The organism is Ignavibacteria bacterium (assembly GCA_017303675.1).
GTDB lineage: Bacteria > Bacteroidota > Ignavibacteria > Tepidaquicellales > OLB5 > OLB5.
On record JAFLBX010000001.1, the window covers coordinates 1,167,608 to 1,180,374 of the forward strand.

A 12,767-nucleotide genomic window follows, 5' to 3' on the forward strand; every position below is an offset into this window, starting at 1 on the left:
TTTATGGAGCAAGCCTTTCAATTTTCCAGCCGGATTTATTTTTGATATATCTCACTCTGTCGTGAAGCCTGTTTGGTCTTCCCTGCCAGAACTCGAATGAGTCCGGTATCAGCCGGTAACCGCCCCAAACATCAGGCAGGGGAACGTGGTTTTTGAATTTCATCATATACTTTAAAAATTCCTTTACAATTGCCGAACGGCTTTCGATCACACTGCTTTGTTTGGATGCCCATGCGCCGACCCTGCTTTTATAAGGGCGTGTATTGAAATATTCTTCACTTTCCTTTTGTGAAACTTTCTCTATTGTTCCTTCAATTCTTATCTGTCTCTCAAGCTTATCCCAGTAAAACAATAAACTTCCGAAAGGATTTTCTTCAATTTCTTTCCCTTTTTTACTTTTATAATTGGTATAAAAAACAAACCCGTTATCATGGATTCCTTTCAGCAATACAATCCTTGCGGAAGGTTTACCTGCTTTTGTAGCAGTCGCCAGGGTCATAGCATTAGGCTCTAAGAATCCTGATTTTAAAACATCCTGAAACCATTTTTCGAATTGTTTGAAAGGGTCTTTGCTTACGCTGCTTGCAGATAAGGTGCTTTTGGAATACTGTCTTCTTAGATTCTGAATTTCTTTATCATCCATAATACAAATTTACCAATAGAATGATAAATTTAACAACCTATAATATCACTCTATTTTTTTCTGTAAATAATATAGGCATTTCCTGCTTTTTCAAACCCGATCTTGGGGTAATACTCCATTGCTTCAGGTGCAGAAAGCAATACCAGGTTGGATTCATCGCCGATGAGCTTTTGAATTTCATTTACTAATTCATGACCAATTCCCTGGTTCTGGTAATCTTTGTTTACTGCCAGATCAGAAAGATAACAGCAATAGGCAAAATCACTTAATGCCCTGGCAATTCCAACAAGTTTTTCTCCATCCCAGGCAGTAACTATCAGATTGGAATTATCTATCATATTTTTGATCCTGTTAAGATCTTCCACCGGACGCTTGATCCCCGATGCCTTAAACAGCTCCGATAGCTCATGTGCTTCTAATTTTGCGTTGGTTTTATAACTTATTACCATAAACTCAAATTATTTATCTGAAATATGATCTGTAAACTGGTTTTCTATAATAAAATTGCATAAAAAATGCGGGAAACAGCAAAAAATCCATCAATTTATTTCCTGATTTATATGTAATATCATCAATAATTATACTACTATCAACAGAATTTTCTATTATGTGTTTATGTTTCCAGTACTTTAATGGCTTTGGCAGAACTTTTCCTTCATCAATAAAATATATTTCCTTTTCGTTTTGAACCTGTTCTGTTATCAATGATGTCCATTGCTGTTTGAAACCTAAAATATTAACTTCCACCTGCACAATATCACCTTCGCTGCATCCCTCAAACCTTTTTACTTTTAAACCAACCAAAGGGGGTTTAAGTTTCATAAATAGATTAATATCAAAGCCTTGGAAAACTTTTCTGTAATTTTGACCTACTTTTGTCTTTATTAATATGCGCATTTAAAATAAAAACGGCTCTGTTTTTAAAACAGAGCCGTAAGTAAAATATCTAAAGATAAATTTATTGACCCTGAGCCAGAGAAAATCCGGGCACGCCATCAAAAGTACAGAGATTTTCAATTTTGATAAAATCAAAACCTGCATTTTTAATAGCTTCAAGCTGTTTAATGATCTGCTCATGAGAAACTGCTTCCCCGTCATTTATGGACTGAAAACGGCATCTCCAGTGATCAACGCAGAATGTTTCTGAATGTCCGCCCGGATAAACTTTTACACCGCGGTTGGATATCATTACAAGCTTTAATCCTTCTATTGCAATCTTTTTCATTTGTTCACCGAGCTCATTTGCTGAACCTGAATTCCAGTGAATATATATATCAGAGCCTACGGTTTCTTTTTTTGCTTTTTTAATATTCCTGTAGTCATAATGATCGTAAACCTTTAAATTAAAATCATTGTATGCTACTTCTTTTAATTTAGATGGTTTTTGTCCCAGTCTTGCAATAACTGCTTCACCAAATTCTTTAGTGCCAACTTTTTCTTTACTGTTACCTTCTTTATATATATCATAAGTATGTACGCCGTCTTCAATAGTTTTTAGCCATGCGTTATGAACTTTTTGCGCAACTTCTGTCTGGTTAATATGTGCTAACATCATTACAGCGCCAAGTAACAGACCTGAAGGGTTTGCTGAATTCTGTCCGGCTCTCCTGGGAGCAGAACCGTGAATAGCTTCAAACATAGCGCATTTATCGCCTATATTGGCAGAACCTGCAAGACCTACTGAGCCGGTCATCTGCGCTGTAACATCTGAAAGTATATCACCGTAAAGATTTTCCATCACTATCACATCAAACTGTTCAGGTGTTGTAGCAAGCTTGGCAGCGCCTATATCAACAATCCAGGTTTCATTTTCAAGATCGGGATATTCCAGCGCAATTTTATCAAATATTTTATGAAATAACCCGTCAGTTATCTTCATAATATTATCTTTAACAAAACAGGTAACTTTTTTTCTGTTGTTTGCCCTGGCATATTCAAATGCATACCTGATAATTTTTTCTGATCCGGGTTCAGTAATAATTTTTAAACACTGGGTAACCTGGTCAGTATGTCTGTATTCAATTCCGGCATAAGTATCTTCTTCATTTTCTCTAACGATTACTACATCCATTACAGGATGTTTTGTTTCCACAAATGGAAAATAGGAATAACACGGTCTTACATTGGCATATAAACCGAGTGTTTTTCTTGTGGTAACATTCAGGCTTTTAAAGCCGCCGCCCTGCGGGGTAGTAATTGGAGCTTTTAAGAAAACTTTTGTTCTCATTAATGAATCCCATGCACTGGGTTCAATACCGGCAGAGTTTCCCCTGGCATATACTTTTTCGCCAATTTCAATAACTTCAATATCAATTTTTGCACCGGCTGCTTTAATTATATCTAATGTAGCCTGCATAATTTCAGGACCTATTCCATCGCCATAAGCCACTGTAATTGGAGTATTTTCAGACATTTAATATCCTTTCTTGAATATATTTTATATTTTTTATATAATTTCGGAGTGTATGTGCAAAATTACGAATTTAATGGGTAAAATTAAATGTAGTTTTTGGGTTTCAAAATGAAACTATAGGTCTCTAAATTGCATCTAATAATGAAAGAAAACCTCAAAAAAATCAAATTTTGAACATAGCCTTCTTTAAAAATTTTCCTGATTTCTCAAGCCCCGGATTTAACGAAAAAGATTATTACAATATTTACATGAATTCCAGTGTGCTGATTAACGCACGATCAAGAAATGTAAAATATCCTGAAAATCCGGGGGGACCTCTTACAATTAAATATGTTTTTAAAGGCGAAGAATTTTATTTTAGCAATAACAGATTTTACCGGGTGAATAAAAATAATTTTCTCTTATTTAACCAGTCGCAGAAATACAGCAGTTATATTAACAGTACAGAAGATACTCATTCTTTTTCCGTTTTTTTTGAAAGCTCGTTTGTTGAGCATGTTCTGGGATCTTTGCTTGATCCAGTTGATAAAATTCTTGAATCCCCCGATACTTTTAAAAATATACCTGGTCGTTTTAATTTTATCGAAACACTTTATCCGGCCGATAGTATCATAATACCTGCTCTTACTGAGATAAGGCAGAGCATGTATCTTAACAATTACCCTAAAGAATATTACACAGAGCGGTTGAGTATACTGCTTGAAGAGATTTTAAAACTTAACAGGCAGCTTTACAGCAGAATCGATAAAGTCCAGGCTGTAAAGCAATCTACTAAAATTGAAGTTTACAGGAGATTATGTATTGCCCGCGACTATATTGAGTCATCAATTGAAAAGAAAATTTCCCTTTCAGAAATTGCAAAAGCTTCATGTATGTGTGAGCATCACCTTCTTCGGGAATTCAGGAAATATTACAGTCTGACTCCCTATCAGTATTTGATCAGAGCCAGGCTAAATAATGCAAAAGAACTGCTTGCTGTTTCTGAAAAGCCAATTTCGGAAATTTCAATAGAATCAGGGTTTGAATATTTAAGCTCTTTCAGCGAATCGTTTATCCGCCATTTCAAAATCACTCCAACTGATTACCGCAAATCTCAAAAAGTCAATTCTAAGTAAATCTGTTTTTAAGGTAAGCATTATTTTTGTTCAGTTAAATTAATACAGCCAAATAAAGTAATTATGAAATATAAATTTTTAATTCTCCTTGTTTTTCTGATACAAAGTAATGTTTCGGCGCAAAATGGCTGGCAGCAGCAGGCCAGCGGCACTACATCAACCTTGCTGGGCGTAGTAACTGTAAATAATAATAATGCCTATGTTTGCGGTATTAACGGAGTAATCCTGAAAACAACCAACAGCGGATTAAACTGGTTTACATTAAATACAGGCACTAACAGGTTCCTGAGAAGCATTACATACGTTAATTCAGAAACAATCATTGCCGCCGGCGAGCTTGGAATAATAATCAAAACTACCAATAGCGGTGTAAACTGGCTTACACTTACCAGCGGAACTAACAGTACTTTAGTGAACATTCATTTCTCTGATGCACTGAACGGCACTGCAGTTGGCTTAAACGGCACAATTTCCAGAACGAACAACGGAGGCGATTCATGGCAGGTGCAGCAAAGCGGTGTGAATGCTGAATTGACCGGCGTCTTTTTTACAGACCCTTTAAATGGATATATTTCAGGATTCGGAGGACTGGTTTTAAGAACTACAAACAATGGAATGAACTGGTTTCAAACCCCCTCAAATTTAACTAATGATCTGAGGGCAATATATTTTACAGATAGTAATAACGGAATTGTATGCAGAATGGGCGGCAGCTTGATAAGAACAACTGATGCAGGGGCTACGTGGACAAACATTTCAAGCGGCACAACTAACGGATTATATTCAGTGAGTTTTACAGGCCCTGTAACCGGTTATATTTGCGGAACAGGCAGAATTCTGAAAACTTCTAACAGCGGTTTGAATTGGACCAATCAGCCTGTAAATATATCAGGCGATCTGTACAGCATTGATTTTTCAGATGAATTAAACGGACTAGCTGTTGGTCAAAACGGAACAATATTGAGAACAATTAGCGGCGGAATTGGTATCAAACAAATATCAAATGAAATACCTGTAAATTTTGCTCTGCATCAAAATTACCCGAACCCGTTTAATCCTTCAACTGATATTAACTTCGATCTTTCTGAATCAACTCAAGTCAAAATGACTGTATTTGATATCACCGGCAGGCTTATTGAAGTAATTGCTGATGAATTTCTGCATCCGGGAAAGTATAAAACAGTCTGGTACCCTGGTGAGCTGCCAAGCGGAATTTATCTCTGCCGAATAGAAACTGAAAAGTATACTTCTGCAGTAAAAATGATATTTTTGAAATAAATATCGCAATAATAAATTTTTGAAACCTTATAAGCCTTTAAACCATCTAAATAAAAAGCTCTCCTAATTTATTAATCTGCATACATTATGAACAGAATAACAGTCTTCCGTATCATTACGGCTTTAATGCTGTTTGTTGCCGTTTCTGAAGCCATCTCACAAAATATACCGGGCAGCAGATCATCTCAGAATAAATTATCAGCAGAAAAATGGGCTGAAGATATTGATTACTTTGTGAATGAAATGCCAAAAATTCACATTGCTCCGTACAAAAATACTTCAAAGGAAAATCTTGAGTTATATTCTGAAGTTTTGAAAAGCAGACTCAAAAATATGAACGATAACGAAGCATTATGCGAAATAGCGAAAATGACTGCCATGATAGGTGATGGACATACTGCATTAAACATTTTTAATTTTCATATTTCAGCTAATAAAGAAAGTTATAAACTGAATGTATTTCCGCTGAAGATGTACCAATTTTCTGATGGTATGTATGTAACTGCTTCTGCTCCGCAATACAACGAACTGATAGCCTGTAAAGTTATAAAAATAAACGGGAAGGCAATTGAGGATGTAATTGAGATTGTAAAACCAATTGTTCCGTGTGATAATGAATACTCACAGAAGTTCAACCTTCCTTATTATATGGTAATTGCTGAATTTATGAACGGACTTGGAATAACAACCAATCCTTATGAAATGGAATTAACAGTGATAGATAAGAACGGCTCTGAAAAATACATAAAACTCGATGCAATAGAAATCAGCCGCATGCAGCACAATTCGGTTGCTTCAGATAATAATGGGCTGCCTCTATATATGAAAAACGAAGAAAAGAATTACTGGTTCGAATACCTGAATGAAAATAAAACCCTGTACATTAATTACAAAAGAGTGCTTAACGATCCGGAAGACAGCCTGAAACATTTCTGTAAAAGGCTTGAAGAGTTTATTAATTCAAATGATATAGAAAAAACTGTAATTGATATAAGGAATAACAGCGGCGGAAACAATGCAACATGCCAGCCATTTGTGAATCTTATCAGTAACAATAAAAGAATTAACCGAAAGGGAAAGCTGTTTGTAATAATAGGAAAACAGACATTTTCTGCGGCATCATATTTAACAACAAAGCTTGAATTCAATACAAAGGCTATTTTTGCCGGTGAACCAACCGGAGCTTCACCAAATCATTATGGCGATAACAGACCGCTTATTCTTCCGAATTCTAAACTGGAAGTAAGACTCTCTTCAATTTTCTGGCAAAACAGTTTTCCCGTGGATAACAGAAAAGCCACCGAACCGCATATTAAAATTGAACTCAGCTCAGCTGATTATTTTTCGGGTAAAGATCCTGTGCTTGACGCGGTGTTAAATTACAGCTACGAAGGCCATACCAGCGGTGGTGTAAATAAAAATGTTAAGGGAATTTATTCTTACAGCCCGATACAAAGCCTTGAAATAACCGAAGAAGCCGGCGCTATGAAAATGAAGGTCATGCAAATGGATTTTGTCGGAAGAAATGTCAGCTTTATTTCAACCGGGTTGTATCCTGAAGCCGGCGGTTCGCTAAGCACTGATATTGCCGGCTTGAAAATAATTCCGGCAAATAAAGACCTGAAAATAAATTATATGGGTAATGAATGGGTTATAAAAAGATATGAAGGAGTTTTTAAAACTCCGCAGCACCTGCTTGATGAAGGTAAAAATGAAGAAGCTGCGGATCTGTTGAGAGCGGCTAAAATTAACAACCCTTCTTACCAGGGATTGAACGAAAATATTATAAACGGTATAGGATATTATGCACTGGGTAAAAAAAACTTTGATGGAGCTATAAAAATTTTCAGCCTTAACTGCGACCTGTATCCGCAATCATGGAATGTATATGACAGCCTTGGAGAAGCATATTTATTATCCGGAAATACTTTGGCTGCAATTGAAAATTATAAAAGGTCAGTTGAGCTTAATCCCGATAATAAAAATGGAAAAAAGATAATTGAGAATCTGACTAAATAATACTTAATCTATTATTTTTGGTGCCTGGAAGCTGTGTTTAATAATTCAGTGCCTTTTTCGTACAACCAGCTTCCCAGTCCCACATTTTTAATGGGTTCCATTTGTTTAATGTAATATTCTGTTTCGGTTTTATCAAAATTATGGCTTAATTTAAGCAGGTTTTCATAGATCTTTATAAACTTTTGATAACCTGATTTAAGATATGCCGGAATATCTTTATGTTTTCTTATATAATCTTTAAGCCTTGCAGTTTCAGCGTAAGAATTTTCGGGGTCATTTAATTCGTAAAAAATTATTAATTTATAAACGCTTGTATCAAGATACTGCAAATATCTTTTTCTTCTTACTTTTTTCAGGTAATTCAAAGCATTCACGAAATCTCTCTTATATACCTTTAAAATACCTGAGTTCAGGTTTACCTCATCTTCGCGTATATCCTCCGGGAGCTCCTTTGAATGCATGTTAATAAAGCTCTCTGCCCAGTCAAATTCATTTAGCCTAAGTGCGGCGAAAATAAAATTCCTGAAATTATTGGTTTTGGAATTCACAACATTCAGGTCTTTAAATAATCCTTCCTGTATTATACTGTTATTCAGTGTAAAGATCTCCTTGTAATACCCGGCTTCACCTTTGTTTGTTTTATCAATACAGTAATTCCTTAAATACTGATACACTTCATTTTTATATTCTGCGGAGAACATGTTTCTGTTCTTCAGGAACATATCCCTTGCCGAAAAATAAAATTCCGAACCATCAGGTTCTTTAAATGACCAATACAAGAGGTAATATATTTCCGCCGGAATAGATACCACGGGAAGATTCTTTTTGACAATTGAAAGAAGCTTTTCTTTATCGATGCAGTCCAGTAGTTTATTTGAAAGTTCTGAAGATATATCAATATTATTTTTCTTTTGCAGTTCAGTATCCAGAAGGTGCTTAAATAAAACTATCAGGAAATGAAGCATCCAGTATTCTGACTGCTGCTTATAATAAAATACTGATTCCGATCTATTGTTATGCTCGGTATAAAAAGTGCTGATCTTCTGATATAAAAGATGTACAGCAAAGTAAGTATCGAGTTCTATCTTTTCATTTAATGCTGATTTTTTAGCGGTAGTAAGCTGAAGCCTTAACAGATTATTAAGTTTACGGACAGAGTATTCTTCCAATAGCAGATTGTTCCTTTGAAGTTTTTTCCTGTTAATGTTTTGAAAGACAAGGTAACTTTCTGAAATTTTATTTAATTCCGAAAGCCTGTTCCACAATGCCCTTTTGCTTAATTTTAGTTCATTTTGCAATAATTCTTCAATAGATTGGTATTCTGAGGTATTATTCGAATTTTGAAGTTTTAATAATATGTTAAGTAAAGGTTTATGATTGCGTTTTCCGCTGAAATATGGATTTTGAGCAAACTTTATGAAGTTTTTCTTCTCTTTTATTTCAAAATTGAAGAATAATTCAATAAATTTAGAATATCTCTGTTTATGGGTAATTTTCATGGGTATATTGCTTTTTAATAGTACAATATAGCTAAATATTAAAAATTAAGGTGGGTAAATATGAATAATATTCTATTTGATTGTATATCATAGTAAAAGTATTTTTATAGAACATTCTTGCGGAAAACTATAATTTTTAAAATGAAATTGAGATACTTTAAATTTTTTACCCTGATTTTATTATTCACTCCGGTAATAAGTTCTTATGCGCAATGGAATCCGAATACTTCGGTAAATACTCTTGTTAGTGATGAAACAGGTGAGCAATCAGTGCAAAAGCTTGCATTATGCCCGGATGGCTCAACTTATTATTCATGGTTTGATAACAGGGGAGGAAGTTATGCTGTTTATTTACAGAAGCTGGATGTTAACGGTAATGCTCAGTTTACACCCGGCGGTATATTAATCAGCAGCAATCCGCAGAACTCATCACTGGTTGATTGGGATATGATAGCTGATAACAATAATAATTGTATATTAACCTTTACCGATATCAGAAGCGGAGGACAGATCAACCCGTTTGCTTATATGGTAAGCCCTTCAGGTACACAAATGTGGGGAGCTAACGGTATCACTCTTTCTGATTCAGTAAATTCATTTCAGCCAAATCCTAAAGTAGTTCAAACAAGTGACGGTAACTATGTTTTTTTCTGGAGAATCGGAACCGGACCTCAAAAGCTTGCATTGCAGAAAGTAAATGCTGCTGGAGTAAAACAATGGGGCACTTCTCCTGTAATATGGACAAGCGGAACCAATGAAAATTATGACTGGCCGGCAATTGTACCTTCTGATAACGGCAGTGTAATCGTTATGTTCTCTGGTTATACCGGCTCGTTTATCAGTCCCGCAAACTATAGGATATACAGCCAGAAAGTTTCTTCAACCGGCGCAAGGGTATGGAATGCAACACAGGATACAGTTTATTCATTAGGCAGGATTTCAGGATTTTATACACCTCGTTTATTTTCAGATGGAAACAACGGTGCAGTTTACTGCTGGCATGATGACAGAAATTCTGTAAATCTGACAACAGGCTATATTCAAAGAAAAAATTCTGCAGGAACGGTTCTATTTCCTGTAAACGGAACAGCGGTATCAGGCAACACAACCAATAATCATTTTTCACCGGTAGCTGCTTATATGCCGGCAACAGGAGAAACATATGTTGTCTGGCAGGAAGCAAACAGCGGACAGACACAGTGGGGTTTTTACGCTCAGAAAATAAATTCTTCAGGTGTAAGGCAATGGGGTGATGGAATTGCAATTCAATCACTTGGTACAGACCAGGTTGGTTTGTATACTGTGATGACAAGAGATACATCTGCAATAATATGTTTTAACCAGTCTGCGCCATCCAATACTAATCTGATCAAAGCTTCAAAACTTGGTCCTTCCGGGTCTTACCACTGGCCTGGAAATATTGTTACAGCAAGCAGTATTTCCAGTTCCAAGATAAGAATTAATTCTGTTATAAATCAAACTAACGGGAACAGTGTTTTATGCTGGCAGGATAAAAGGCTCGATGGCGGCGGAATATATGCTCAGAATATTAAATTTGACGGGACATTCGGACCTCTGACAGGGATTACAACCATAAACAGCAATATCCCTGCTAATTTCAGTTTAATGCAGAATTATCCAAACCCGTTCAACCCTGTCACTAAGATAAGATACAGCATTAAAGCAAGCGCTGATGTTAATATATCAGTGTATGATATATTAGGCAATAAAGTTGAACAAATTGTAAGCAATTTTCAAAATGCCGGAACTTATGAAACAGAATTTCATGCAGAACACATTGCTTCCGGAATATATATTTACAGGCTCAGGGTTGAAACTGCTGATGGCGGGAAAATATTTACTGAAACTAAAAAGATGATCTTGATCAAATAATCTATTAAAAAAGTGTGGTTAGTTAACGTTTTTGATACATATGGAATTATTGTAAATGTGGAATTAGAGGAGAAAAAGAAGGCAATTTAACGATTTAATGGCATCCTTTTATATATGTTTTACCCCAAATCAACTCCTTCGGTCTTTTGATTGAAGGAGTTTTTTTGTGAAGTTAATTATACTTCATTACCTCTGCAATATCGCAAAGTTCATGCATCACTAATTCAAGCCTCATTAAGGCATCATTGTTATTTATCAGTTCGGGTTCCATATACAGCAGCTTATTGCCTTCAAGCGCTATCAATCCGTTAAACCCTAAAGCATTTACCTGGTCAAGTTTGAATTTAGTATTAAAATCAAATATATTTTTTAATTTTTGCGGATTGTTGGTTATTAAAATAAATTTATCATCAAACTCATTATCTTCAATAAGAGTTGAACCTGCACTGTGGCTATTTGAATTACGTTTATTTCTTTTTATAACTTTAAAATGAAAATTATCACTGTTTGAACAATCAACGGATAAAACAGTATGCGGAACTACTTTTTTACCGTCTAATGAATCCCGAACAATACTTTCAATTTTTACCTGCCGGTTTCTGTAAATACCTTCTGCAGAAGGATGAGTTTTCATCCCAACTTTTTTAGTGAAATCAGAGATTAGCTGGTACTTTTCTGAAAGTTTTTTAAAATTGGATATTACTTTCTTATTTGAAGAAATAAAAACGAAATAAAATACGATCCATGGTACGATCAGAACGGGAATTAAAACCAGCAGGAATTTAGTTTCCATAAATAAGCTAAAATTATTTATTTAATTGCTGAAATATTGCTGCAATTAATCATTAATTTTATTAAAAATAAATACCTAATTCCTGCTAATCGTGTTATATCCTATTTTATCAGGCTTGTTTATCGCCTGGTTTTAAAAGTGATGCTATTACAGATCCTGCAAGTATTAATACAATAAGAATCAGTGAAAGTTCAGTGGAAATTATCTTTGCTGAATAATAATGGTTGAGGATCATCTTTGAACCAACCAATATAAGTATAGCTGCCAGACCATAATGCAGGTATTTAAACAGCTTAACAAGTCCGGCTAGAGCAAAATATAATGAACGCAAGCCAAGTATGGCAAATACATTTGAGCTGTAAACAATAAAAGGATCCTGTGTAACTGCTAATATTGCCGGTATAGAATCAACTGCAAATATCAAATCTGTGGTTTCGATCATGATCAAAACCACAAAAAGCGGAGTAGCAGCCTTGCGGTGATTATATATCGTGAAAAACTTTCCGCCTTCATAAGTATCAGTAACCCTGAAAAATCTTTTAAACAGCTTTAACAGCGGATTTTTTTCAGGGTGAATTTCCTTATCCTTTTGTGCTACAAGCTTTATTCCGGTAAAGATTAAAAACGCACCGAAAATATAAATGATCCAGGCAAACTTATTTATTAATGCAACTCCGGCAAAAATAAATATTACCCTCATAATGAGTGCACCTATAATTCCCCAAAATAATACCTTATGCTGGTAAATTGCGGGTACTTTGAAGTATGTGAAAATAAGTACAAATACAAAAATATTATCTACGCTTAAGGATTTTTCAATTACATATCCCGTTAAAAACTGAAGTGCAGAGTCAGCACGTGTATATCCTTCAGGAGGGGTGTAGAAATAATATAAACCTGCATTAAAGATCAAAGCCAGCGATATCCAAACTCCGCTCCAGATCAATGCTTCTTTCATTTTAACTTCATGAGCTTTCCTGTTGAATACCCCTAAGTCCAATGCAAGCATCAGAAGTACAAAAACATTGAATAAGATCCAGTATAGTGATTTATCTTCCAATATTACTCCGAATAATTGTGTTATGATACTGTAATTGCAGGGGTTATGGTAATA

At 35.2% G+C, this 12,767-nt stretch carries 11 protein-coding genes; 4 read left to right on the plus strand and 7 right to left on the minus strand.

The genetic code is table 11. From position 1 onward, the window contains the following. Position 1: 1 nt before the first annotated feature. The 4 genes from pdxH to J0M37_05355 all read right to left on the minus strand — a co-directional run bounded on the left by pdxH (position 2) and on the right by J0M37_05355 (position 3,056). Positions 2–643 carry a pyridoxamine 5'-phosphate oxidase gene (pdxH, locus tag J0M37_05340; GenBank protein MBN8584500.1) on the minus strand — a complete coding sequence of 214 codons (642 nt, stop codon included), beginning with the start codon at positions 641–643 and terminating at the stop codon, positions 2–4. Positions 644–693: 50 nt separating this feature from the next. Continuing rightward, positions 694–1,092 (minus strand): GNAT family N-acetyltransferase, encoded by a 399-nt coding sequence (locus J0M37_05345; GenBank protein ID MBN8584501.1) that lies wholly within the window; start codon positions 1,090–1,092, stop codon positions 694–696. A gap of 13 nt (positions 1,093–1,105) precedes the next feature. Next, on the minus strand, positions 1,106–1,540 hold the full coding sequence (locus J0M37_05350; protein MBN8584502.1) for a hypothetical protein: 435 nt from the start codon (positions 1,538–1,540) through the stop codon (positions 1,106–1,108). A 61-nt stretch (positions 1,541–1,601) separates the two neighbouring features. Beyond that, positions 1,602–3,056 carry an NADP-dependent isocitrate dehydrogenase gene (locus J0M37_05355; GenBank protein MBN8584503.1) on the minus strand — a complete coding sequence of 485 codons (1,455 nt, stop codon included), beginning with the start codon at positions 3,054–3,056 and terminating at the stop codon, positions 1,602–1,604. Positions 3,057–3,226: 170 nt separating this feature from the next. On the opposite strand from J0M37_05355, the gene J0M37_05360 reads away from it, so the two are divergent. The 3 genes from J0M37_05360 to J0M37_05370 all read left to right on the plus strand — a co-directional run bounded on the left by J0M37_05360 (position 3,227) and on the right by J0M37_05370 (position 7,468). Next, a complete protein-coding gene (locus J0M37_05360; protein ID MBN8584504.1) occupies positions 3,227–4,171 on the plus strand; it encodes a helix-turn-helix transcriptional regulator in 945 nt (314 codons plus the stop codon). A 63-nt stretch (positions 4,172–4,234) separates the two neighbouring features. Next, a complete protein-coding gene (locus J0M37_05365; protein ID MBN8584505.1) occupies positions 4,235–5,449 on the plus strand; it encodes a T9SS type A sorting domain-containing protein in 1,215 nt (404 codons plus the stop codon). A gap of 87 nt (positions 5,450–5,536) precedes the next feature. Beyond that, positions 5,537–7,468, plus strand: coding sequence for a hypothetical protein (locus J0M37_05370; GenBank protein ID MBN8584506.1), 1,932 nt, complete (start codon positions 5,537–5,539; stop codon positions 7,466–7,468). A gap of 11 nt (positions 7,469–7,479) precedes the next feature. Here the strand turns inward: J0M37_05370 and J0M37_05375 are convergent, their stop codons facing one another. After that, positions 7,480–8,637, minus strand: coding sequence for a hypothetical protein (locus J0M37_05375; protein MBN8584507.1), 1,158 nt, complete (start codon positions 8,635–8,637; stop codon positions 7,480–7,482). Positions 8,638–9,114: 477 nt separating this feature from the next. Between J0M37_05375 and J0M37_05380 the strand changes: the two genes are divergently transcribed. Continuing rightward, complete coding sequence (locus tag J0M37_05380) at positions 9,115–10,860, plus strand: T9SS type A sorting domain-containing protein (GenBank protein MBN8584508.1); 1,746 nt, start codon at positions 9,115–9,117, stop codon at positions 10,858–10,860. Positions 10,861–11,032: 172 nt separating this feature from the next. Here the strand turns inward: J0M37_05380 and J0M37_05385 are convergent, their stop codons facing one another. Together J0M37_05385 and J0M37_05390 are read right to left on the minus strand one after the other, a co-directional pair. Continuing rightward, positions 11,033–11,653: a hypothetical protein gene (locus J0M37_05385; GenBank protein MBN8584509.1), complete on the minus strand. Its 621-nt coding sequence runs from the start codon at positions 11,651–11,653 to the stop codon at positions 11,033–11,035. A 109-nt stretch (positions 11,654–11,762) separates the two neighbouring features. Continuing rightward, a complete protein-coding gene (locus J0M37_05390) occupies positions 11,763–12,713 on the minus strand; it encodes a TerC family protein (GenBank protein MBN8584510.1) in 951 nt (316 codons plus the stop codon). Positions 12,714–12,767: the final 54 nt, after the last annotated feature.